This window comes from Paraburkholderia sp. BR10141 (assembly GCF_056155635.1).
The window spans coordinates 157,313-182,185 of the sequence record NZ_JBMIQH010000002.1 but is presented as its reverse complement, the minus strand read 5'-3'; the positions used below and the strand labels follow the sequence as shown (position 1 = coordinate 182,185).

The window sequence follows — 24,873 nt, the reverse complement described above, 5'->3', positions numbered from 1 at the left end:
GACGCGTGAGAGGGCGACACACAGCCACGCCGCCTTGTCGTGCGTCGTTTTTTAGTACTCTTGATTGAATGCACTGACCGACCGAACGCGATGGCGCAGGCCCGCGCCATCGTCCAGTCTCAGGAACGGATCAAATCCGCTGCTGTCCCGCGCGCTTCGGGATATGACGGCCCACCACGGCCAGCGCGATCAGCACCAGCGCCATGGCTGCGCCGAGCATCGTCAGATAGCCTGCCGCGCCGCCTGCGGTAATCACCACCGCGCCGGCAAACGCGCTCAGGATCGCGCCCACGCGGCCGAATGCCAGCGCCGAGGCCGTGCCCGTCGCGCGCACGCCCGTTGGGTAGACGTAGGCGCACAGCGCGTACATGGTCGATTGCACCGCGTTGACGAAGAGGCCGTGCAGGCCGAGACCCGCAATGAGCAAGCCCGTGTGCTGGGTCGCGCCCACGCCGAGCATCACCCAGGCGCTCGCCGCGCCGCCCGCGCAGCACAGCAGGAGCGGCCCGCGCGAGCCGAAGCGCGCAATGGCGAGCGCGCACAGCAACGCGCCGATCACGCCGCCCAGGTTGTACGCGCTCAGCCCGTAGCCGGCGAGCGAGACGCTCAGACCTTCGCTCGTCAGCATGGCGGGCAGCCAGCTGAATGCGCTGTACACGGCGAGCAGGCACATGAAGAACGCCCACCAGATCGCCACGGTGTCGCGTGCGCGGCCGTCGCGAAAGAGCGCCGTGAAGCCCACGTGCTTTTCGGCGCTTTGCTCGCGCACGTCGGTGAACACCGCGTCCGGCGCAACCTCGCGCGCCATGCGGCCGAGCAGGCGCACGAGTTCGGGCCAGCGCTTCGGCCGGCGTGCGAGAAAGCGGGGAGACTCGGGCAGCGCCACGAGCAGCACGAGCGCGAGCACGAGGGGCAGCACGCCGCCAGCGAAAAAGAGCCCGCGCCAGCCGTACACCGGCAGCACTTGCGCCGCGAAAATGCCCGCCAGCATGCCGCCGAGCGGCACGCACACGATGGTTGCCGTCACCGCGAAGGTGCGAAAGCGCGCGGGCGTGAATTCGGCTGTCATCGTCGTCGAACTCGGCAGCGCGCCGCCAATGCCAAAGCCTGCTATGAAGCGCAGCGCGGCGATGGCCTCCACGTTCGGCGCGAGGCCGATCGCGCAGGTCGCCGTGCCGAACACGAGCACGCTGCCCACCACGGCCCAGCGGCGTCCGAAGCGATCCGCGAACAGGCCGGCGAATGCGCTGCCGAAGCCCATGCCGATCAGCCCCGCCGCCACCACGGGGGCGAACGCATTGCGCGTGATGCCCCACTCCTTGATCAGCACCGGAATCGCGAAGCCGATCAACTGGCTGTCGAAGCCGTCGACGACGATCGACAAGGCCGCCAGCACCACGGCGAACTTCTGCAGCGTGGAATACGCGCCTTCGTCGAGCGTGCGGCCGATATCGACCGTGCCGCCGGCGATGGCGTCGCTCTCGCGCGGGGTCGCTCCCGAGGCGGGGGCGGGCGTGGCATAAGTCATGAATTGTCTCCTTTGCTGCGCTGTGGACGCGCAGTCATTCGTTTGTCATGGTGGTGCGACGTTGACTGCTATTTCATACGGAATCCTTTGCATCGACGAGGCGCACGAGATGCAGCAGCGCTGTCGTATATGGCACGGCGATAGCACGCATGCCCGCCGCCTCGACGACCGCGCCGTTGATGGCCTCGATCTCGGTCTTGCGCCCGGCGATCACGTCCTGGAGCATCGAAGGCCGATGCGCGCGGTGATGCGCGAGCGCGTGCCGCACGTTGTCGGCCACATGCGCCTCGTTCACGGCCACGCCGTGCGCATGCGCCACCGCCGCGACTTCTGCGACGATCTTGAGCGCGAGCGCTTCGCCGTCCGGCGCGTTCGTGAGCTCGCCGACGGTGCAGCCCGTCACCGCGCACAGGCTGTTGAGCGCCGTGTTGAACGCGACTTTTTCCCAGATCGCGGCCCAGACATCGGCGTCCGCGCTGCAGGCGAGTCCGGCGTCGTTGAGCGCTTGGACCGTGCGGGAAAGCATCGGCGAATGCGCGCCGTCCGCGCTCATCAGGCGGATCACGCCCTGGCCGTGCGAACTCACGCGGCCAGGGCCGTTCTTGTCGGCGGGCCAGGTCGTCACGCCTATCATCACGCGAGCCGGGTCCGCGAACTGTGCGAGACGCTCGGCGTTGCCGAGGCCGTTCTGCAGCGACAGCAGCGCAGTTTGCGGCCCGAGCACGGCGTGCGCCGCGCCGAGCGCCGCCTGCGTGTGCAGCGTCTTGGTGAAGACGATCAACAGATCGGCCGGCGTGGTCGCCGCCTCCGGGCGCAACGCTTCGAGATTCGCGACGACGCGCTCGCCCGCATCGGTCGTGAGCCGCAGACCGGCTTCGTTGATCGCGTTCAAGTGAGCGTCGTCGACGTCGAGCAGCGTGACGCGATGGCCCGCAACGGCGAGCAGACCGCCGAACAGCGAGCCCATTGCGCCCGCGCCGAGTATGGCGATATGCATGGCGCGCCCTTAGAACGGATAGTGGCGCGGCGCGGTCTGCATCGTGATCCAGCGCAGTTCGGTGAATTCGGCAATGCCCGCCTTGCCGCCGAAGCGCCCAAAGCCGCTCTCCTTCACGCCGCCGAACGGCATCTGCGCTTCGTCGTGCACGGTCGGCCCGTTGATGTGGCAGATGCCCGACTCGATGCGCTGTGCGACGCGCCATGCACGCGCCGTATCGCGGGTGAAGACCGCCGACGAAAGCCCGTACGCGTTGTCGTTCGCGCAGGCAATCGCGGCGTCCTCGCCACGCACACGCACGATGCCTTTTACGGGACCGAACGATTCGTCGTGATAGACGCGCATCCCGGGCGTGACATGGTCGAGCAGCGTGGCGGGCATCAGCGTGGTTTCGGCCTTGCCGCCGCATACGAGCGTCGCGCCTTTGGCGAGCGCGTCGTCGATCAGCGCGTTGCAGCGCTCCACGGTGCTCATGTCCACCACCGATCCGAGCACGACCGGGCCCTTGCGCGGATCGCCGAGCGGCAGCGCGCGGGCGCGCTCGCCCAGACGCGCGACGAAGGCGTCGGCAATGCTTTCATCGACGATGATGCGCTCCGTCGACATGCAGATCTGCCCGGAATTGGCGAACGCGCCAAACGCGGCCGCGTGCGCCGCCGCTTCGATATCGGCATCGTCGAGCACGACGAGCGGCGCCTTGCCGCCCAACTCGAGCACCGAAGGCTTCAGATAGCGCGCACAGGTTTCGGCGATGATGCGGCCCACGCGCGTGGAGCCCGTGAAGTTCACGCGGCGCACTTTCGGGTGCGCGATCATGGCTTCGACCACGCGCGCCGCGTCGGCGGGCGCGTTCGTCACGAAGTTGACGGTGCCGCGCGGCAGGCCCGCCTCCTGCATCGCCGCAATGATGAGACCGTGCGTGGCCGGGCAAATCTCCGAGCCCTTGAGCACGACGGTATTGCCGCACGCGAGCGGCAACGCGATAGCGCGCACCGCGAGGATCACGGGGGCATTCCAGGGCGCGAGGCCGAGCACGACGCCCGCCGGCTGGCGCACGCCCATGGCGAGGCTGCCGGGCACGTCGGAGGGAATCAGCTCGCCGCCGATCTGCGTGGTGAGCGCGGCGGCCTCGATCAGGCCGGCTGCCGCGAGATGCACATTGAAGCCCGCCCAGATACCCGATGCACCGGTTTCCGCGGCCATCGCGGCGGCGAACGCTTCGGCTTTGGCTTCGAGCGCGTGCGCGGCCTTCGTGAGCAGCACGCGGCGTTCGCTCGGGCCCATGGCCGACCATACCGGGAAGGCGGCCGCCGCCGCATCGACCGCCGCGACTGCGTCTTCCACCGTGCCCGCGGGCGCGCGGCTCGCCACCGTGCCGTCGAGCGGATTGCGGCGCTCGAACGTCGCCCCGTTGCGTGCCTGCACCGCTTCGCCGTCGATCAGCATCGTTACGGTTTGCATGTCCTTTTTCCTCGCTTTACGTGAATTCGACAGGTTGCGCACGCACCGTTCAGGCGACGAGCAGCTCGACCAGCTTCGGGCCCTGCCCGGCCAGCGCGCGGCCAAGCGTATCGCGCAACGGCCCCGCCTCGCTCACACGCACGCCGGGGCAGCCCATGCCCGCGGCCAGCGTGACGAAATCCAGCCCCGGCAGGTCGGTGCCCTGCACCGGGTCGGTCGGCGCGAAGCCGAACACCGGCGCGAAGTCCTGTAGCGCTGCGTAGCGCGTGTTGTTCAGGATGACGAAGGTAATCGGCAGCTCGAGCTGCACCGCGCTCCAGATCGCCTGGATCGAGTACATGCTGGAGCCGTCGCCGACCAGCGCGATCACGCGTTCGCCGGGCTTCGCGAGCGCCACGCCCACGGCGGCGGGCATGCCGTAGCCCAGGCCGCCGCTGTCCATCGTGAGGAAGGTGCCGGGGCGCTCGTAGGGCAGGTACGCTTGCATCACCCGGCGCGAGCTGGGCGCTTCCTCGACGACGGTCGTGCCCGCGTCGCGCACTTCGGCGAGCGTTTGCAGCGCGTAGGCGACCGACATGCGCTCGCCCGGCGCAGCCGGCGGCACGGCGCGCGGCGGCACGGCGCGCCGCGCGGGCATCGCACGCTCGACGGCCGGCGCGGGCCGCTCCAGCAGATCCAGCACGCCCAGCCTCACATTGCCCACGGCGGCCATGCCCTCGGGCGTCCACGCGGCGGTGTTCGGATCGTCGATCAACTGGTACAGCGCGGCGCCCGGCGGCACGTGCGGCCCGTGGCCCTCCACGTGATAGGTGAAAGCCGGCGCGCCGATCGCGAACACGAGATCGTGGCCGCCGAGCAACTCGACGATGCGCTCGCGCATGGCCGGCAGAAAGCCCGCGAACAGCGGATGCTTTTCCGGAAAGCTGCAACGGCCCGTCATGGGGGCGACGAACACGCGCGCACGATGGCGCTCCGCGAGCCGGACCACGTCGTCGGCCGCGCCCGCGCGATCCACCGCGCCGCCCACCACGAAGACGGGGCGCGCACACGCGTCTAGCGCCACGCCGATGTTCGCCAGCATCGCGGGCTCGGGACGCGTGGTGTGCGCGAGCGCGCGCTCGGGCACGCGTTCGGCCGGCTGGTCCCAGTCGTCCACGGGAATCGACACGAACACCGGGCCGCGCGGCTCCTGCATGGCGATCGCATAAGCGCGTGCAATGGCGAGCGGCACGTCCTGCGCGCGCGCCGGCTCGATGCTCCACTTCACATAGGGCTTGGGCAGCTCGGTGGCCTGGCTGGCCGCGAGAAACGGATCGAACGGCAGGATCGAACGCGCCTGCTGGCCCGCCGTGACGACGAGCGGCGTGCGGTTGCGAAACGCCGTGAAGAGGTTGCCCATGGCGTTGCCCACGCCCGCCGCCGAGTGCAGGTTCACGAGCGCCGCATTGCCGGTGGCCTGCGCATAGCCGTCGGCCATGCCGACCACGACCGCTTCCTGGAGGCCGAGCACGTAGCGGAAGTCGGCGGGGAAGTCGCGGAACATGGGCAGCTCGGTCGAGCCGGGGTTGGCGAAGACCGAGGTCATGCCCACGCGGCGGGCGAAGTCGATGACCGCGTCGCGCACGGTATAGGCACGGCCGGGGCCGCCGGGTGCCGTGGTGTCCCGCTTCTGCTGGTTCTGCTGAGGCGCGCTGCCAGTCATCCAAGGCCTCCTGTCGAAAAAAGCGCGTCGTTCAATGGAGGATCATTATCGCGACGCTACGGGTAACCGAAAATTGCGGATTTCGCCAAAAGCCATTACCTTTAGGCATGACTTACAACCTCCAGCAACTCCAGGCGTTCGCGACCATCGTCTCGGCGGGCAGTCTCGGGCGCGCGGCGGAAACGCTGCACGTGACCCAGCCCGCGCTCTCGCGCGCGATCCGCCGCCTCGAAGAGCAAGTGGGCGCGCCGCTGTTCGAGTGGCATTCTCGCGGCATGCACCTCACCGCCGTGGGCGAAGCGCTCCTGCCGCACGCCATCCTGCTGCAGCGCGAAGCGGAGCAGGCGCGCGAGGAAATCGACGCCATGCGCGGCCTAGCGCGCGGCACGATCCGCGTGGGGGCGGTGGGCAGCATTGCGAGCCTCGTGCTACCGCTCGCCGTGAGCGGCGTGCTGCGGCGCTGGCCCGGGCTGCGCGTCGAGATTCTCGAAGGCGTGTGGGACCGGCTCGCCGATGCGCTCGTCAAACGCGAGATCGATCTCGCGCTCAGCATGGCCGTGCCCGATACCGACGAAATCGCAGCGATCGGCGATTGCCGCTGGGAGGATTCCAGCTATGTGGTGGCGGCGCACGATCATCCGTTGCGCGCGAAACCCGACGTCGCGCTCGCGGACACCCTGAACGAACAATGGGCGATTCCGCCGCGCGGCACTGCGCCGTTCGAGCACATGGAGCAGGTCTTCGCGGCGCACGGGCTGGGCCTGCCGAACGTGGTGGTGCAGACGCGCTCGATCACGGCGCTCAAGAGCCTCGTGGCCCGCTCGGGGTTCCTGAGCTGGATGGCATCGACGATGTACCTCACGGAAAGCAAGGCGGGTGTGTTCGATACGCTCGACATGCCGGGAGTCGAGGGCCGGCGCACGCTCACCGCGTTTCGCCGGCGCCACGGCATTCTGCCGAGCCCGGCGGTGAAGCTGCTGGAGCAGTTGCGCACGTTGACGGCGGTGCCGCACTAACGGCGTTCGTCATTCGTCGCGCAGGAGGCGCCCCGCGTTCGCGATCACGACGAACGTGCCCACGTTGTGCAGCACCGCGCTCGCCACGGCGCTCAACACGCCTAGCGCCGCGAGCGTGATGACGGCCACCGTCCACGCCAGCCCGATCGCCGCATTCGCCGTCGCGATGCGCCGGCAACGCCGCCCGAGGCGCACGCTGTCCGGCACGCGGCGCAGGTCGTCGGCGAGCAGCACGATATCGGCGGCGGCCACGGCGATATCGATGCCGCGCTCTCCCATCGCCACGCTGGTCGCGCCGGCCTTGATCGCGAGCACGTCGTTCAGGCCGTCGCCGACCACCATCGGGCGGCGCCCTGCGCCGATCTCGCCCAGCACATAGTCGAGCTTGTCGTGCGGCAGCGCATGCGCCACCACGGTGTCGATGCCCACTTCGGCGGCCACGCGGCGCGCCACGCGCTCGCGGTCGCCCGTGAGCAGCGTCGCACGCTCGATGCCGAGCGCACGCATTCCGTCCAACGCTTCGCGCGCTTCCGGGCGCACCGTGTCGGCGAAACCGAACCATGCGAGCAGGCGGCCGTTCAGCGCGATGCCTGCACATGGGCCGTCCAGCTGCGCGGGCGCGGGCGGCAGCGCGCTCACGTATCGTTCGAGCAGATCATGGCGGCCCAGCACCGCCTCACCTTCGGGCATCGTCGCGAGCACGCCGAGTCCGCGCATCTCGCGCGCGTGCGGGGGCGGCTCGGTTGGCGGCGTGCCCGGCGCGCCGTAGCGCAACAGCGCGCGACACACCGGATGCGCGCTGACCTGGGCGAGCTGCGCGGCCAGCGCCAGTGTGGTGGCTTCGTCCGCACCCGGCTGCAACATCACCGTCGTCACGCGCAATTCGCCGTGCGTGAGCGTTCCCGTCTTGTCGATCACGAGCGTATCGACTTCGGCCAGCGCGTCGATAAAGGCCGCATTCCTGAACAAGATGCCGCGCCGCGCACCCGCCGCGATGCCGGCGATCGCGGTGGAAGGCGCCGCCAGCACGAGCGCACATGGGCACGCGGCGACGATCACCGCCAGCATGGCCGAAGCGTTCGCGCTCACGAACCACACGATCGCCGCGATCAGCAGCACGAGCGCGAGATAGGCGTCCATATAGCGTTCGAGCGCCTGGGTGATGGGCGGCTTGGCGGCTTCGGCACGCTGCATCAACTCGACGACCTTGCCCAGCGTCGAGGCCTTGCCGACGTGCGTGATCTCCACGCGCAGCGGGCCGTCCAGATTCATCGCGCCGCCGAAGACGCGCGCGCCCTCGCCCGCGTCCTGCGGCAACGATTCGCCCGTGATCGGCCCGTTGTCGATGGCCGAGCGGCCGTGCCGCACGATGCCGTCCGCGGGCACGCGCGAGCCGGGCAGCACGTCGACGACGTCACCGGGACGAAGCGCGTCATAGGGCACAGTCTCGATCGCGCCCGCGGCGCTCACACGCCGGACGTCGCCGGCAGTGAGGCGGCCCAGTGCGCGGATCGCTTCCTGCGAGCCGAGCACGCTGCGCTCTTCGAGCGCGTGGCCGAAGGTCATCACGATCGGCAGGAGCGCGGCCGTCGTCATGTCGCCCACGGCCCACGCGCCGAGCATGGCGAGCGCGATGAGGCGGTCGGTCACGCCGTGCAGACTCGGCGTCCTGAGGCTGCGCCACGCGCCCGCGAACACGGGCGGCGCGACCACGAGCGAGGCGACCGCCGCCAGCACTTGCGCGAGCGTGGCGCTGCCGGGCGCCAGATGCGGCCACGCGAGCGAGAGCAGCAGCAATGCGCCCGCGAACAGCGCGAGCGACGTGTGGCGAGTGATGGCGCGACGCTCGGCGTCCGACATGACGAGCGTGGCGACGGATGGACCTGCGGGAGCTTCGTGACCCTCGCGTGCGTGGCCGTGGGCGTGCGCGGATCCGGTTTCCTGTGCGGCGCCGGGTGCGCGCTGACTCGTCGGCGTGTCGTATGGCGTGGTCATGGCGCGCGCCCCGGCAGCACGAGGCTCGATGCGTCGTTGGGGTCGAGCGTCGTCACGCGCGCGGCGTGCGCGAGCACCGCCTGCACGCGGTCGCGATACGCACGCGCAAGCAGCCCCGGGTCATGGTTCGCGCCGAGCGCCGCTTCGAGTTGCGCGATCGTCGAGGTTTCCGACTGCGCCGTCGCCACGCGCTCCGCGGCGCTCGCTTGCGCGTCCTGCACGATGCGGTCGGCGCTCTGCTGCGCGTGCTGCCGCGTTTTTTCCGCGAGCGTGCGCGCCTGCGCGACATCGCGCTCTGCGTTCTGCAGCGAAGTCAGCACGGCATTGAACGCATCGACCGCCGAGGCTGGAAACGACGCTTGCAGATCCATGCGCGAGACCTCGATGCCGAGCCCCGCACGCGCGGCAGTCAGCGCGTCGAGCTGGCGCTGGACCGCGCGTGCGAGGTCGCCGCGCAATTGCTCACGGCGCGCGGCCATCTGCTGATCGGCGGCCACCATCTCTGGGCGCGCGACGAGGATCGAATCGAGGTCGCGTTGCGCGGCGGTTTGCGCGAGCGCGGCCGAGACGATGCGCTCGAGCGCGGCGTCGAGATGCTCGAGCTGCAACGCATACGCGTAAGGGTCGCTCACGCGGTAGAACAGCGTCGCGCTCACCTGCACGACGCCGTTGTCGCCCGTGAGCACGTAGCCGGACCCCGCGAGCGCGTCGCTTGCATCGCTCAGTTGCGCGGGCGCACCCGGATCGCGCGTAAGCGAGACGATGCGCTTCTCGAGCACACGCTCGCTGCCCGGCACGAGCAGCACCGTTTCGAACGGTCGCGGTAACGCGACGAGCAGCCCAGCGCCCTGGCTGCGCACGTAGGCGCCAAAGCGCATCACGACGGCGCTGCTGTCGGCGGGAATGCGGCGCACGTTCGACGTGGCCCACGCGAGCGCGGCCAGCACGGCCAGCGCCGCCACGAACCAGAACGACAGACGCACCGCCTGTGCGCCGGGCCCGAGCGCCGGGAAGTTGTCGCTCGTGCTCATGGCGTGTGCCCGCGCGCGCGCGAAGTGGTTGCGGGTGCAACGACCTGCCCCGACGGCGCCGCGGCCGCTCCGAGCCCGGGCGGCCCCTGCACCAGTGCGCGGAACGGCGCGGCATCGGTGCGCAGGATCAGGTTCGTGTTGCTGTTGACGACGGTGCCGAGCGTGTCGAGCGAGCGCAGCATCGTATAGAGCTGCGGATCGGCGGCGTAGCTCTTGCCGTAGATCGCCGCCGCATCCTTGCGCGATTGCGCCTCGATATCGGCGGCTTTCACGCTGGCGTCGGCGATCAGCACGCGTGCGTCGCGATCGGCGTCCGAGCGGATCTGCGCCGCTTCGCGCAGGCCTTCGGCGGTGCGCTGCGCGGCCACGGTCTCGCGTTCGGCGCGCATGCGATCGACCGTTGCCGCCAGCGTCACGGCGGGCAGCGTGAGACGCTCGAGCCCCACCTGCACGACGTGCACGCCATAGGCCGCGTACACCTGCGCATCGACCTGGCGGCGCAGCGCCTCTTCGAATGCGCCGATGCGGACCTGCGACGGATCGGTGTTCACGAGCGAGGCAAGATCGAAGCCGGCAGACGTCGTCTGCAAGGCCGACCCGACGAGCGAGCGAATCTGGCGCGCGGCTTCGTCGGGTTCGTTGCGCACCGCGCGCACGAAGCGGCCAATGTCGTTCGCATTGGCGGGCACGCGCCAGGCCACATAGGCCTGCACGATGATGCGCAAGCCATCGCGCGTGCCGACGTCCTGCAAACCGCTCGACGTTGTGTGCAGCCGCAGGTCCACCGGCACCGCGGCCTCGATGGGCGCAGGCAGGCGCCACGCGAGACCGGGCCGCAGCAGCACGCGCACGGGGTCGCCAAAGCGCGTGACCACGGTGGCCTCGCCCTCGCGCACCTGCACGACGCTCGCCACGATGAGCGCGACGATCACGCAGAACAGTGCGAACGCCACGCGCAACGCAAAACGCCGGGGATTCACGGGCGCGAGGCCGCCTGCGCCACCCGAGCTGCCTGCGCCGTGGTCATGATGATGATGAGAATGCGCATCGCCGTGCGTATGCAAAAGGCTCACTGTCGAATCACCTTGCTCTGTCTATGGGGTAACGGGTCACCACGCCTTCTTCATGCCAGCCGCCGCGGCCGGGCTCAACGTGCGCAGATCGATCGTCGCGCGGCTGCCGCTCGCTAGCCGGTCGTCGATCACGGTCACGCTCGCGTTTTTCAGCCCTTTTTGCAGGCTGTGCAGGTAATACTCGAAGCCGAATGCCGGCCCGCCGAGTTGCTGCGCGATCACATCGGCGTCGAAGGCGATCTGCTGGGCGCGCGCGGCGGCAAGCGTGTCAGCCGCGTTCGCGCTACCCAGCGCGACGGTCTCGATCGCCTGCTGCTGCGCTTGCCCAAGCGCCGTCGCCGCAAAGCCGTGCGCCTGCACCACACTGGCCTGCGCGCGAATCTGCGCGGCCTGCACGCCGTGATACGCGGCGGCCGCGCCCGCAGGCGGATGCACGCTCTCGATCACCACGGCCACGACCTCGATGCCGCTCGCGAGCCGGTCCAATTCGCGCTGCACGGCGCCGCGCAACGCGCCGGCCATGGCCGTTTGCGGCGTGTCGAGCAGCGACGGCAGCGTGCGCGACGCGAGGTAACGCACGACCTCGCGGTTCGCGATCGAGCGCACCGTGTCGTCCATAGCGACAGCGCGATACAGCGAGGCACGCGCCGCCGCGTCCGTAAGCCCGACGCGATAGTCGAGCCGCACGTCCGCGCTCACGATCTGGAACGCCTGCTGGGCGCCGCTCGTGCCCGCGATCACCTGAGTCGTCTCCCAGGGATGCGTCACATCCCACAGGCGATTCAATTGCGCGGGTGTGTCGCCATCGGCGGAAACGGCAGGCGCGGCGCGGCTGCTGTCGTTCGCGCTGCCCGAGACGATCAGTTGATGGACCGCGCCGTTGTCGATCACGCGCGCGCGACCGAAGGGCCAGGGCAGGCCCACATGCAGGCCCGGCTGCCACACGGCGACAGGTGCGCCGAAGCGCTCGTACACAGCGCGCTGGTCGGGGCCGAGGATCGTCACGCCGCCGAGTAGCCAGCCCGCCACCACCATGGCCGCGAGCGCGCCTGGCAGGAGGCGAACGAAGCTCTGGAGCGCCCAGTTCTGCCGCAGATCGATGCCATAACGCATACGCAACTGGGCATTCAGTGCGGCGACCGGACGTGCCTGCACGCTCAGCACGCCCGCGATAGTGCTATGCAGGAAGCGGTCATCGCCGGGCTTTGCCAGCGCAGCGAGCAGCGCACGCAGGCCGAGTTCGACGGCAATCACACCGGAAAGCAGGGCGACGATACGCACTAGCCATGTAAGCGCCTCGCCCGCATAAGCCAGCGCCGCAACTGAAGCCGCCATACTCAACGCAGCGACGAGCACCAGACGCAACGGCCCCGCGAGCGCGGCGGATTCGCGTGACTGCGCGGCGCGCTGCGCATGAAAACGCTCGGCCACGAGCGCAGCAAAAGCGATGACGAGCGCAGCGGCTCCCGCTACGAGAAAAGGCGCGGATTCACGTTGCGAAACCGTTGGCGCATAGGCGGGGGACGTCCACGCAGAGATGGCGAACGCAAGCGAAAAGAGCGCGCCGAGCGGCGCGATCCACCCTTGCCACGGCAGCGACCGCAGCAGGCTGCGCATGTCGGCGGCCTCCGAATTGCGCTGGAACGCGAGGCGCAAGAGGCGCAGCGAAGTCTTCGAGACCGGTTCGCCGGCTGGCGCGCGCGCCGCCGAGAGCCGTGTGCCGAAGGCGACGATGAAGAGATTGAGGCACGCGCTCGACATCACGGCACATAGGCGTGCATCGAACGGCACAGCGAAAACGAAAGCCAGCGCGCCGAACACGCAAGCCAACCCCAACGCGGACCAGCCAAGCCTCGTCTGGCCCGCACGACCGCCGAGCCAGCCATTGCCTTCGCGGTGGTCGCGCGATACGCGATGCATCATCAGCAATCCTTACATGCAAATTACATGAGCCACGCCCGCGCGTGACGACCACCGATCGCGCGATGCCGAAATTCGCGCGCCCAATGTAGCGCGCTCATAACCGAAACTCAATATAACTGGGCTCGCGCATCCGTGCCCCACTATTTAGCCGATTCGGAGCACAATACCTTCAGTCAATTTAGTCTGCTTTCCGGACGCGAGCGGCCCTCACGCTGTCACGCCACGATCACATGCTCGAGCTGCGCATCAACCCAAAAGTCATCATATGGACGGCTTGCTGATCGGTCCGGCAACACGCAGGCAGGCGCTCTTCGCCAGCATATGCGCGTTTGCGATCCTCCTCACGCTCGCGCTCGCGGCGCCGCGTGCACGCGACGCGTTGCCCGGCATCGCCCCGTTCATGCCGATGTGCGCGCTCGCCGTATTCACCACGTCGAGCATCGCGGCGTTCCTGCTGGGCGCGCGTTTCGCGGCTACGCGCGTGGCCATGCTCGCGGCGCTGGGCGGCGCCTACGCGTTCACGGCCATTGCCGTTGCGCTGCAGCTGTTGATGTTTCCTGGCGTGTTCGCGCGCACGGGGCTGCTCGGCGCGCTCCCGAATAGCGCCGCATGGATGTGGGTGTTCTGGCACGCAGGCTTTCCCGCGCTCGTCATCGTCGCCGAACTGGTGAGAAAGCGCCTGCCCGCCCCGCCGTTCGCCCGCGAACGTCTCGACGCACGCGGCTGGCTGCTGATCGCGGGCCCGGCGGCGCTCGCCGCCCTGCTCGGCGTGCTCGTCACGCACGTCGATCTCGCATCGCCGTTTCACGACGTTGCGAACGCTGCGCCTGCTCCCTCGCCGGTGTCGGCCATCGCGAACAATCTCGCGGGTCTCGTGATCTGCGCGCTCAACCTGATCGCCATCGCGCTCGTGCTGCTCAAGGGACGGCTGCGCCTCGTGCTCGATTTGTGGATCGTGGTGGCGCTGCTCGCCTCGCTCGTCGACGCCGCGCTCAATACGCTCAGCATCGAGCGCTTCACGGTGGGCTGGTATGTCGCGCGCGTGTTCAGCATGTTCGCGCCAGGCGTGCTCGTGTGCGTGCTGGTGTGGGAAGTGACGGCGCTCTATCGTCAGCTCGCCGAAGAACACGCCACGCTGATCCGCGCCTCCGCACGCGATGCGCTCACGCGCGTCTACAACCGCAGCTATTTCGACGAGCAGTTCCGCGAGGCCTTCGAGCGCGCCGCGCGCAGCGGCCAGCCGCTGTCGCTAGTGATGCTCGATGTCGATCACTTCAAGCACTACAACGACGCCTTCGGCCATCTGCACGGCGACGCCTGTCTCGGCGCCGTAGCGAGCGCGCTCGCCGCCACGCTTGCGAGCACGCGGCACGCACCCGGCGGCTTTGTCGCGCGCTATGGCGGCGAAGAATTCGCGCTCGTCCTGCCCGATACCGGCGCAAATGAAGCCGCGGCGCTCGCCGAACGCGCACGTGCCGCCGTCGAGCAACTCGGCATTCCCTCCCCCTCCGCAGGCGGCCTCGTCACGGTGAGCGCGGGCTGCGCCACGCGCGACGCGATCGTTGCGTCGTCCCCTAATGCGCTGATCGAAGCCGCCGATGCCGCCTTGTATGCGGCCAAACACGCCGGCCGCAACCGCGTGAGCCACACAGGCGCGAGCATCGCGTAAAGCGCGGCCGACTCATTGCCTCCCTCGTTGGCATAAGCGGCATTGTCATAAGCGCAACGCATTTGGGTTTCAACCAGGTGCTTCCACGTCGCGGCACCCATAAAGTGCGTGCTATGGCCTGTTTCAGCATTTGCATACGTCGCGCGCAAGCCATGCAAACACATCGATGCAGGCGCATGTTGTTCCCCACACGCTTTCAAAATGTAATGAGGAATCGGGATGTCCATTGAAAAATCGGCGGAAATTGCCGCCCGCTTCGACCGGTTGCCGCCGTCGCGCACAGTCTGGTCGATGGTGATTCTGCTGTCGCTCGGCGGCGTATTCGAGTTTTACGACCTCTTCTTCACGGGCTATGTCGCGCCCGGCATGGTGCATTCGGGTCTTTTCACGCCGGAATCGCTCGGCTTCTTTTCCGCGCTCGGGCCGCTCAAGGTGGCCGGTTTCGGCACCTTCGTGTTCTCGACCTTCGCCGGGCTGTGGGTCGGCGCGCTCGCGTTCGGCCAGGTCGCCGACCGGTTCGGGCGGCGCATGATCTTCACGTGGTCGCTGATCTGGTACATCGCCTGCACGGCGATCATGGCGTTTCAGACGAGCGGCCAGGCGCTCAATATCTGGCGCTTCATTGCCGGCATCGGCATTGGCATCGAGCTCGTGACCATCGACACGTACATTTCCGAACTGATCCCGAGCGGCGAGCGCGGCCGCGCCTATGCGGTCAACCAGTTCATCACCTTCAGCGTGGTGCCCGTCGTCGCGTTTCTCGCCTATATCCTCAAGGACACGCGTCCTATCGGCCTCGACTACTGGCGCGTGGTGATCCTGATCGGTTCGGTGGGCGCGGTGGTGGTGTGGTTCCTGCGCCGGAGTATTCCCGAAAGTCCGCGCTGGCTCGCGCGCAATGGCCGTGAGGACGAAGCGGAACGCATCGTTGCCGACATCGAGCGGCGCGTCACGGCAGAAACGGGCACGGCGTTGCCGCCGCTCGGGGCGATCTCGCTTGAAAAGGCCGGGCGCGGCTCGCTTGGCGAAGTGTTGCGCGCGCCGTATTTGCGGCGCACGGTGATTCTGTCGATCTTCAACATGGCGCAGGTGATCGGGTTTTACGGCTTCGCGGCATGGGTGCCGACGCTGCTCATCGCGCGTGGCGTCCACATCACGCAGAGTCTTGCGTACGCCTTCGTGATTGCCATCGCCAATCCGTTCGGGCCGCTGATTGGCGTGTGGTTCGCCGACAAGCTGGAGCGCAAGACGCAGATCGTCGGCGGCCTCCTGATGATGGCGGTGGTGATTACGCTATTCGCGCAAGCCACGCAGCCGTGGGTCCTGATCGTGCTGGGCGTGCTCTTCACGCTCGCTTCGAACGTGATGTCCTACGCCTATCACGGTTACCAGGCCGAGCTTTACCCGACGCGTATCCGCGCTCGCGCCGTCGGCTTCGTGTACTCGTGGAGCCGCATCGCCGCCGCATTCGCTGGGCTCGCCATCGGCATCCTGCTCCATCATTACGGTGTGCCTGGCGTCGCGGTGTTTATCGGCGCTTCGATGCTCGTGGGCATCGTGATGATTCTGCTAGGGCCGGTGACGCGCGGGCTCTCGCTCGAAGCGATCAGCCATTGAATCAGGCGATCGTCAAAACAGCACGCGCGATTTGACGATCATCTGTACGGCCGCGGCCAGCACGCACACGAGCACGACCACGCGAAACGCGAGCGGATGCATTCTGTCGCGCAACGGTCTAATGAGCAGCATGCCCGCGATGGCGGGCACGCTGGCCGCCGCCGAAATCGCGAGATCGACGAGATTGGCGTGCGCGCCGTGGCTGAACGTCGTGATGAGCGTGATGACCGAAACGACGAGAATAATCGCAATCTGCTTCGTGAAGGCGCGGCCCGTGGCGCCCGACGCGATCAGATACATGGCGAGCAACGGCCCCGGCACGGCGGCAATGCTCTCCATGAGCGCCGCCCCGAAACCGAGCGCGAATCCCACCGGCCGCGCGAGTGCAGGCGCGAGCTTGAAACGCGGCGAGACGAGCAAAAGCAACGCCGCCACGATCAACGCGACACCCGAGGCCGCCTGGGCGTGATGCGGCTCAAGTGCGATCAGTACCGACACCCCAATCACATTGCCGATCACGGTGCCAATTAGCGGCGCCGCGATAGTGCGCACGGTAGGCAGCATTTCGCCCCCCTCCAGCGCCTGCGGAATATTGCCGAGAATGATCGGCATGGACAGCAGCAGCACCGCTTCCTTGACCGGCAAAAAATGCGTGACGATGGGCATGGCGACGAGCGGCACGCCTATGCCCGTCACGCCCTTCACCATGCCGCCCAGCACGAGCGCAACCGCAATGCCGAGCAATTGAAGTCCGTCGAGCGACTGCAGATGGGGCGCGAGAAGCCCCGAGGAAAACGAAAGACCGGACATCGATGACGATCAGGGCAATAGGCGCGCGTCGTTTCGCGCCGCTCATGTGAAAGTGGCCGCGGGCGTCGAAACGCCGGCGCGGCCACCGGTTCGCAAGCGAATTTCGCTTATGCGCTTTTCTCAGCGACTTTATTAAGCAGCCGCTGCGGCTTGTGCCGGCTTTGCCGCGGCTCTACGGCCTGCGGTTTTACGCGCCGCCCGTTTTGCGGGTGCGGCTTTCCTTGCGGGCGCGGCCTTGGCGCGCTTCGCCGCGGTCTTTTTCACCGCCGCCGCATTGGCGCGCGGTTTGCGTGCGACTTTGGTGGCGGCCTTTGCCGCGCTGCCGTCGATCTGGAATTTCGAACGGTCTTTCACGTCGCGAATCCACGCCGGCGCACGGCCGCGGCCGGTCCACGTGGCGCCCGTTTTCGGATCGGCGTATTTGGCCGCAACGGTGCGCTTTGGGCCTGCGGCTTTGACGCCTTTGCCAGGTTTGCGGCCACGCTTCTTGCCGACGAAGCGTTCGATGTCGGCCACGCTCAGGCCATGTTTGGCCATCAGATCGCGAATTTTCGTGAGACCGACCGACGTTTGTTTTTCCACGATCGATTCGGCCTGCTTTTGCAGCTTTGCGATCTTCGATTGAATTGCATCCAGGGTGACCATTCACACCTCCTTATTCACGGTTTTTACGGACACCCTTCAACCATCACTGGCCGATCGAATTGCGATCTTGTCGGCATGGGCGTCGCGAAAGACAAGGTGATTATGAAGTCAAATCACGCATGCTGGCAATTTAAACGAATGTTTTGTAGTGAAAAACATGTTTCCTGATCAGACTATTGATCGTTCCGCAAACAATGTCTCCATGAATTTCCATTGAGAAACATTCGCACCGCTAGGCGACGAGAGGCGCGCGCTGCAATTCGACGACATTGACCTGCACGCCGAATATCTCGCGAATCATGGGCAAAAGGTGATCGTGGTGCGTGAGAAACAACACCTGGGTTTTCGCGGAGAGATTCCGTAATGCCGCGAAACCGGCCTTTGCGCGCTCGTCGTCGAAATTGATGAAGAGATCGTCGGCAACGAAAGGCAGCGCCGCCTTGCTCACCAGCTGCAATTCGAGAGCCGCGATACGCAGCGCGAGAAAAAGCTGGTCGCGCGTGCCTTCACTCATTCCGCTCACTTCCACGGTTTTGCCGTTACTGCGCCGTGCATGCAATGCGGGCGGATTGCGTTCGTTATCCACCACGAGCCTCGCGAAATCACCGAGCGTGAGTCCGCTGAATATTTCACCTGCGCGACGCAGCATCGGCCCCTGCTTCTGGTCGCGATAACGATCCGTTGCCCATTTGAGCAAGCGGCTCGCGGTCGCGGCTTCGAGATATTGCTCGGCGGCTTCGCCCATGGCGCTCAGGGCTTCCTGGCGTTTTGCTTCGGCCAGCGCGGCATTGGCCTGGCCGTTGATGGCTTCGAACGCCTGCCTCGCGCTGACCTGCTGCTGCAGGCACTCGCTCAACGCACGGTCGCCGGCTTCGCGTTTCTGGTTCACCGTTGCCAGCAGCGCAGGCAGCTCGGTAATGGGCTGCTCCGCAATTTCTGCCGCGATGGCCTCCTGCGCAAGTCCATCGCCTTCGCGCACGAGCGTGTCCCGCGCCGCCGAGATCGCTTTCGACAGCGCACGGCGCGCGTCGGAACGCTCGGCGAGCGGCAATGCCGCATCGATTCCGTTCACGCCCGCGAGCTGCAGAATGGGCTCGATGCGCGCCTGTGCCCCCGCCACCGCCGCGGCGGCATCGGCCACGCGCGTGCGGGCAAGCTGCACTTCTGCATCGGCCTGGGCGAGGCATTTCGCCGTTTCGCGCGCGGCTGCCAGCCGCGCCGCGAGCTGACGCGCCACGTCGATGCCGTCACTCGACGCGGGCCATTCGGGCGCGAGCGCCTCGGCGAGGCGTCGCGCGTCGGTTTCCAGCATCGCCAGTTGCGTGCGGATCGCGCGAATGCGGTTACGGGGTGCTTCGGCGTCCGAAAAAGCGGCCGCAATGATATTGGCGAGTTCGACGGCGCCTTCCGCTGCTGCGAGCGTCGCCGCGCGAGCGCCGAGATTCGCTTGCGCGAGCGCCTCTCGCCATTGCGTCTGCCACTTTGCGTAGGCTTCCTGTTCAATGGTCAAACGGGATTGAGCGGATTCACTCGCGCGTTCGACGTCGCGAATCTGCGTTTCAAGACCTTCGCGCTGCACGGCGCTCTTCTGAGCCGATTGCACGACGGTTTCCGCGATGCCGATCAACGTAGTCAGTGCGTCGCCCTCGTTTGCCTGCGCCACCGGGCGCAACGTTTCGAGCAGCTCGGCATGCGCGGCGATGCGCGCCGCTCGACGCGCTTCAAGCTCACTCGCGCGGCGATCGCATTCGCTCTGTGCATTGAGCGCCGCTTCGCGATTCGCGAGCCAAGCGCCCATGTCCGCAATCGGCATGCCAGCCAGTTGCGCATCAATGGCAATTTGCGTCCAGGTATTGCGAAAGGCTTCGAGCTCGCGCTCGCGTTCGCTCAATGCCGCAAGCTTGCGCTGCGCATTCGCGCGCGCTGTTTCGACTTGCTGACGCAAGTTCTGCAATGTGGCCGCCGCCTGCGAGGTGCCGAGTTGCGCGTCGACGAGTTCGTCGGCGAGGCGCATCGCGTCGTCCACGACGGGTGCGCCATCCGCGAGACTGACGCGCGCCTGCCTGACTTCGTCCCACGCACTATCGCGGCGCGTGCGCGCCGCCTGCACTTGCGCAGTCGTGACAACCTTGTTGCCCTGCGTGAAATGCGTCTCCTGCAATTCAAAGCGCTCGATCTCTTCTTGCGCGGCTGCGGCCGCTTCTCGCGCTGCGGCCACCGCGCTCAGGCGATCGCTTTCTTCCTTTTGCAGCGCGGCCAGGCGCGTAGCCGATGGCAGGTCGAGCGCGCGCAGCGCTGGCACCGGCCTGTTCCATTGGCCCAGCAGCTGGCGCTTCTCTTCGACCGTGCGCTGAGCATCTGCGAGTTCGCGCTCGAGCGCGCTTTCCTTCGTCACACTGTTGCGCAATTCACGTGCATCGTCGAGCGCGGCGCGCAACGCGTGCGGCACTTCGATGCCCGGCAGCCGCACAAGCTGCTCCCGCAGCTGGGCGAGCTTGCGCGCCTGTTCGTCATATACCTCGCGCGCGGTCGTGAGCGCCTGCTCGCGAAGACCGTGATCGCGCAGCAGGTTCGTCACCGTCTTCAGCGCGAGCGCGCCAGGCAGCGCCGCGCGCAATGCGGCTTCGTCCCCCGGCCAGCCTAGCTGAGCCGCAGCGGCGAATGCGGCGTCGAGATGGTTGCGGATCTCGGTTTCACGCACCAGCAATTCACGCGGATGATTGACGCATTCGCCGCGCAGCGTATCGAGCGCATCGATTTCGGCGGCGAGTGCAAGTGCCGCACGATCGGGCTCGATCGCATCGCGTGAGGCTTCTTTGCCTGCGAGATCGGCCTGGCGCGCTTCCTGCACTTTGCGCTCGGCGGCAAGGTCGGCTTGCGCCTTCAACAGATCGGCATGCGCAGTGGGCGGTAAATCGACGACCTCGCCCAATGCGGCCAACTCGCGCTGCTTGAGCGAAAGCTCTTCTATATAGGGAGCGAGGCGGCGCACGCGTTCGAGCTTCGAGCGCTGCGATTCGAGACTGCGCTGCTCGGCGCGCAACCGCTCGATAGCCTGTTCGACCGCTTCGAGCGCGTCTTTCTTCTCGACCCAATCGCGCGTGCGCACCTGCGCGGCCTTCAGTTCGCTCGTTGCCTCGGCGAACGACGTTTCCGCCTGTGCATACGCACTGCCGCTGCGTCGCGGAGCCCAAAGTTCGGCCGCGCGATTCTCGAGCTCTTCGCGCACGGGCCCGAGGCTGCCCACACCCGCCGCCGATTCGAACAACACCTGGCCGAGCTTGTCCGATGCGTCGAGAATGCTGCGCCCGCCTTCAACGAGCCGCACATGATCGAGGCCGAACATCTGCTCGAAGAACTCCTTGCTCGTGCCGTCGAGAAATGCCGCGAGAAAATCGTCGGGCAGCTTGTCGTCCTGCGGAGTGCGCAGCGAATTGCGGCCGCGCGCGCGATGAAATCGTTGCTCGACCGCGCCGTTTTCCAGCACGCCGCCAATGCGCAATTCCGGTGTGTTGTGGAGAAAATCGAGCGGCGTTTGCAGGCGCATGCCGAACAACAACTCCGACACGGCGGTCCGCACTGTGGACTTGCCCGCTTCGTTCGGCCCGACGATGACGTGGAAATCGTGCGCCGCGTGCGGAAACGGCAGGGTCGTGTCGGTGAACTTGCCGTATTTGATCAAATCGAGTTGCTTGAGACGCACTGGTCATTCTCCCGTGGAAAGCCGCGCAAGCAGCGCGGGGCCGACCTGCTCCACCAGCGACGCGAGTTTGCCGTCGCGGGCGAGTTCGAGCAGCGGCGCGTCTTCTTTCACTTCGCTGCGCACCTTGCCGATAAAGGCGCGTAAATCACGTTCGAGCAGCGCGAGAAATTCGGCGTCTTGCGTGGCGGCCTCGAGTAGCAGTTTGAGGTCGGCGAGCGCTTCGATCTGCTCGTTCTGTGCGGCAGCCGTATCGGCCGCGCTCGTTTCGAGCTTGACCTTTTCGAGCCACAACTTGTCATTGCCGAGGATGCCGATCTGATTGAGCACTTCGGCGCGCAATTGCGTCGCGCGCCCGAAAAAGAGTCCATGTGCCGGCGACTTGCCCGTCACCGTCACGCGGACTGCGCGGGGCACATGCGCGTCGAAGGAGAGGAGCGCTTCGAGCGCAGCGCCGATCTTGCGCGCCAGATCCGCGACGCTTTCGCAGTCGCTCGCGTCGACGCGCACCGACTCCCAGCGCAGCACGTCGAGGTAGAGACGCTCGATCTGCGTGCGACCGTCTTCGACGCTCACGAGCACGGCGCCCCGGCGCCCTGTTTCGCGGATGTGCCGGCCCTGCAGATTGCCGGGGAAGACGATGGTCGACTCTTCCGCCCACTGCTGAAATTCGTGGACGTGACCGAGTGCCCAGTAGTCGTAACCCTTTGCGTGCAATTCGGCACGCGTGCATGGCGCGTAGGTCGCATGCGCGGCATAGCCTTCGAGCGCGGTGTGGAGCACACCGATGTTGTAGTAGCCGGGAACCGGCGACGGGTAGCCCACCGCCAGATTTTCGATCACGGCCTTGTCCTTGAAGCTCTGTCCGTGCAGTGCAACCTTGATGTCGTGCAGCGCGTGGGTTTCAGACTTGCGATGACTGAACACCACCACGTTGTCCGGCAACGTGAGCTTCCTGGTCATTTCGCTTTCCGCGTCGTGATTGCCCCACAACGCGAAGACGCGAATGCCGGCCTTGCGCAGACGTCCCATCTGCTGGCCGAAGAAGATGCCGGTGTTGTGGTCCTTCCAGTCGCCGTCGTAGAGGTCGCCTGCAATGACGACGAACGCGACCTCTTCTTCGATGGCCCGATCGACGAGCAGGCGCAATGCTTCGCGCGTGGCGTTGCGCAATTGGGCGACCGGCGCATCGGGATAGGCGCTCAGGCCATGTAGCGGGCTGTCGAGGTGTAGGTCTGCCGCGTGGATGAACTTCACGACGTATCCTCTTTGGTGTTTGCGAGCGCTGAATGGAGAAAGGGCGATTGCTGTTTTATCGCGCGAGCGGCGCGTGATGCGCGCTGGCGATTTGAACATGGCTGTGGTCCCGGATCGAAACCCTGACTGAGGCTTCGGCAATGGGGCCCAATTTTAATCGACGCGGATGGGGGCGGCTTCAGGTAACGTGGTACGGCGTGGGTGAAGCGCTGCTCGCGCGTCACGTCGGCTCGAATTTTCGAAAACTACAAAATACGTATTGAAATATACGATTGATGCCGACGAGCGGGATTTAGCGACTTCGCGGCTATTCTCACTGTGTTTCGGGGTCGGACGTCCGTTATCGCCGTGAAACAAGTACTAGAATTTGGATGGTTTCAGGCGTGGAGCGCCCGTGGGATGGGCGTTTTGCCGATTTCTCAGTTTTGAGTGAATTGTTTCACGCTGGTTTTCTGAGGCGCGGGCGCCGTTTAACTTTCTGCGATGTGTCTGTGTCTGTTGTTGTCGTCGTTTGGGTCGCTGGGCGGTTGGCTGATTTCCCACTGGCTTCCCATAGCTGCTCTGCGCCTCTGTTCGATTTCCTTAATGGTGGCGTGCTGATCGCTATTTTGCCTTCTCGTTATGGGGGAGCATTGGGCGCGTGTCTTGTGTTGCTTGCTTCATCTTTGGGGGCAGATTGGGCAGTTAGTTGCATTTGTAAACTTGCTGTGGAACGGACGAAACTACTTACTCAGTGACGAGAAGTCATGCTCCACAGTCGCTGGCCGGCTGAGCAACGAATAACAGAATGAGTTCGATGCGGGAGCGCGGAGACCGGCGCCGTGCCACGTCAACATGACGAGTGCTAGTGCCCCGCTGCCATACCGCGCGACAGGTTCGCCTCTTGCCTGCAGGCTACCCGTACGAAAAGACGCGTCACGCGGGCACCGTTAAGCGGGCTACTCCGGTCCCGAGGGCAACCGGGCCGGGAGTCTCGGCGCAAAGCGTCGGCTAAACGAGCGAACAGCGCGTGCACACTGCTTGAGCATGAACGCAAGGCGTGAAATTGAATGTGACGCGTACGGGGCGCACGTCGCCGAGAAGGTGTCAGGGAAAATCAATGTGGGCGATGTCGTTCTTAAGGAGTTGATGCGAGACATGGCACGTCTGCGGATCTTCGAAGCGGCGTGATCTCGTCCGATACTGTTGAAGCCGCTCGTTTTCCACTGGCGAGCAGCCTGACCCATTTGAAGCCGCAGGGCGTTGAGTGCGTCCACCGTGTGTCGAGTCGACACACCGGCACGCCCGATACTACGCACGCGCTGGCTACGCTAATCGCAACTGTGGCGGCCGGCGCCCAGGACAGTGGCATCTGCGGGTTTCACACGTGGCGGGCGCCAGGCACTTTGGAGGTATTCGCTTCCTCACGAGCCGCGCCCCACCGACGAGGCATCTCCCAGATCACGTTCGCCAGAGACCGCTAGCGCGGGAAGGCAACGACCGCGTGTCGACTCGACACACCGTTCCCGGTGGGAATTCAGCAAGCAAGCGAACAGACGACGGATCGTCTTCGCGGACACAACATGATGGAGGCGGCTGGAGATGTCACATCCTCATGCTTGTTGTCGTGCGCTCCATGGCCCTCCCGATTTGCCGCCACGGTCCGCGGGTGTCGACTCGACACACAGCCTCGGCCGTCAGATCAGCGCCTGAGCGATGGACCATGGTCCCGTGCTACACAGGATGTGTGCAGCCGAGGAGATGACCTCATGCCTTGTTCTCGCTTCGCACCGATGGGGCGTGTCTTGATCGCAATCCTCTCAGACGGGGACCGAGACGAAGTCGAGGCAGTGTGTCGACTCGACACACCGTTCTGGGTAGCAAGTCGGCTTGCAAGCGAACAGGCAATGCATCGTCCTCGCGGACGCGAAACGATGAGAGTGCTTGAGAGATGATCTCATCCCCGTGCCCGTCGTCGCGCGGTCTGATGACTCTCCGGTTTGCAGCGACGCTCCGCGTGTGTCGACTCGACACAGCGTCCAATCCCTCGCGGACAAAATCGTGGACCGCTGCTCGCAGTTTTCGAGTGCGCCCCACGCCGACAGCAGTCCGCGGGCGTCGCCGGCGGCGTACTCAAGCCGGCTATATGTTGCGTCTTTCGGCCGGCACGATCATCGCTCGTGTGTCGAGTCGACACACGACCGATCGCCGGGGGGAGCGCAGGCATTTTCGACGTCCACTCGGCTCGACGCGACGCAAGCCAAGCCGAACACCTTCTCCCCGCCGTGTGTCGACTCGACACACGGGGCAAGTCGATGGACCCAACGTCTGGAAACGCTCACCTCCAACAACCAACCCTCGACGAGCTGACGGCAACCGAAATCCTGGCACCGTGCACAGGGCATCGTCACAGCCCGCACACGTCCCGGCCACGACGCACCTTCCCGTGTGTCGAGTCGACACACGCTCG

15 protein-coding genes are annotated in these 24,873 nt (G+C 66.4%); 3 read left to right on the top strand and 12 right to left on the bottom strand.

What is annotated here, in order from left to right:
* Positions 1-130 precede the first annotated feature (130 nt).
* From ACOJB8_RS03355 to mdlC, 4 genes are all read right to left on the bottom strand, one after another.
* The gene (locus ACOJB8_RS03355; RefSeq protein ID WP_475011035.1) at positions 131-1,528 is read right to left on the bottom strand and encodes an MFS transporter; all 1,398 of its coding nucleotides are present in this window, start codon (positions 1,526-1,528) and stop codon (positions 131-133) included.
* Between the two features lie 73 nt (positions 1,529-1,601).
* Positions 1,602-2,525, bottom strand: a complete 924-nt coding sequence (locus ACOJB8_RS03350) for a ketopantoate reductase family protein (protein ID WP_368619708.1) — start codon at positions 2,523-2,525, stop codon at positions 1,602-1,604.
* 9 nt (positions 2,526-2,534) lie between these two features.
* Positions 2,535-3,986 carry an aldehyde dehydrogenase gene (locus ACOJB8_RS03345; RefSeq protein WP_475011034.1) on the bottom strand — a complete coding sequence of 484 codons (1,452 nt, stop codon included), beginning with the start codon at positions 3,984-3,986 and terminating at the stop codon, positions 2,535-2,537.
* Positions 3,987-4,035: 49 nt separating this feature from the next.
* Positions 4,036-5,688 (bottom strand): benzoylformate decarboxylase, encoded by a 1,653-nt coding sequence (gene mdlC / locus ACOJB8_RS03340; protein WP_475011033.1) that lies wholly within the window; start codon positions 5,686-5,688, stop codon positions 4,036-4,038.
* A 107-nt stretch (positions 5,689-5,795) separates the two neighbouring features.
* On the opposite strand from mdlC, the gene ACOJB8_RS03335 reads away from it, so the two are divergent.
* Positions 5,796-6,704 carry a LysR family transcriptional regulator gene (locus ACOJB8_RS03335; protein ID WP_475011032.1) on the top strand — a complete coding sequence of 303 codons (909 nt, stop codon included), beginning with the start codon at positions 5,796-5,798 and terminating at the stop codon, positions 6,702-6,704.
* A 9-nt stretch (positions 6,705-6,713) separates the two neighbouring features.
* Here the strand turns inward: ACOJB8_RS03335 and ACOJB8_RS03330 are convergent, their stop codons facing one another.
* Genes ACOJB8_RS03330 through ACOJB8_RS03315 form a run of 4 tightly spaced genes read right to left on the bottom strand, consistent with a single transcriptional unit; the run spans position 6,714 to position 12,726 of the window.
* Entirely contained in the window at positions 6,714-8,699 is a 1,986-nt protein-coding gene (locus ACOJB8_RS03330) for a heavy metal translocating P-type ATPase (RefSeq protein WP_475011031.1), read from the bottom strand.
* The gene (gene hflK / locus ACOJB8_RS03325; RefSeq protein WP_069262995.1) at positions 8,696-9,730 is read right to left on the bottom strand and encodes a protease modulator HflK; all 1,035 of its coding nucleotides are present in this window, start codon (positions 9,728-9,730) and stop codon (positions 8,696-8,698) included. Before hflK ends, ACOJB8_RS03330 begins: the two co-directional genes overlap by 4 nt.
* Complete coding sequence (hflC, locus tag ACOJB8_RS03320; protein ID WP_475011030.1) at positions 9,727-10,803, bottom strand: protease modulator HflC; 1,077 nt, start codon at positions 10,801-10,803, stop codon at positions 9,727-9,729. The genes hflK and hflC overlap by 4 nt, the downstream gene beginning before the upstream one ends.
* Before the next feature lie 36 nt (positions 10,804-10,839).
* Positions 10,840-12,726 carry an SPFH domain-containing protein gene (locus ACOJB8_RS03315; RefSeq protein ID WP_475011029.1) on the bottom strand — a complete coding sequence of 629 codons (1,887 nt, stop codon included), beginning with the start codon at positions 12,724-12,726 and terminating at the stop codon, positions 10,840-10,842.
* A gap of 265 nt (positions 12,727-12,991) precedes the next feature.
* Here ACOJB8_RS03315 and ACOJB8_RS03310 point away from each other — a divergent pair, with 265 nt between their 5' ends.
* Both ACOJB8_RS03310 and ACOJB8_RS03305 read left to right on the top strand, forming a co-directional pair.
* On the top strand, positions 12,992-14,395 hold the full coding sequence (locus ACOJB8_RS03310) for a sensor domain-containing diguanylate cyclase (protein WP_342949362.1): 1,404 nt from the start codon (positions 12,992-12,994) through the stop codon (positions 14,393-14,395).
* 291 nt (positions 14,396-14,686) lie between these two features.
* Positions 14,687-16,012 carry an MFS transporter gene (locus tag ACOJB8_RS03305; RefSeq protein WP_475011224.1) on the top strand — a complete coding sequence of 442 codons (1,326 nt, stop codon included), beginning with the start codon at positions 14,687-14,689 and terminating at the stop codon, positions 16,010-16,012.
* 12 nt (positions 16,013-16,024) lie between these two features.
* Here the strand turns inward: ACOJB8_RS03305 and ACOJB8_RS03300 are convergent, their stop codons facing one another.
* The 4 genes from ACOJB8_RS03300 to ACOJB8_RS03285 all read right to left on the bottom strand — a co-directional run bounded on the left by ACOJB8_RS03300 (position 16,025) and on the right by ACOJB8_RS03285 (position 22,424).
* Positions 16,025-16,822 carry a sulfite exporter TauE/SafE family protein gene (locus tag ACOJB8_RS03300; RefSeq protein ID WP_406951186.1) on the bottom strand — a complete coding sequence of 266 codons (798 nt, stop codon included), beginning with the start codon at positions 16,820-16,822 and terminating at the stop codon, positions 16,025-16,027.
* A 132-nt stretch (positions 16,823-16,954) separates the two neighbouring features.
* On the bottom strand, positions 16,955-17,467 hold the full coding sequence (locus tag ACOJB8_RS03295) for an H-NS histone family protein (protein WP_069262990.1): 513 nt from the start codon (positions 17,465-17,467) through the stop codon (positions 16,955-16,957).
* Between the two features lie 232 nt (positions 17,468-17,699).
* Entirely contained in the window at positions 17,700-21,170 is a 3,471-nt protein-coding gene (locus ACOJB8_RS03290) for an ATP-binding protein (protein ID WP_475011028.1), read from the bottom strand.
* 3 nt (positions 21,171-21,173) lie between these two features.
* Entirely contained in the window at positions 21,174-22,424 is a 1,251-nt protein-coding gene (locus ACOJB8_RS03285) for a metallophosphoesterase family protein (protein ID WP_475011027.1), read from the bottom strand.
* Positions 22,425-24,873: the final 2,449 nt, after the last annotated feature.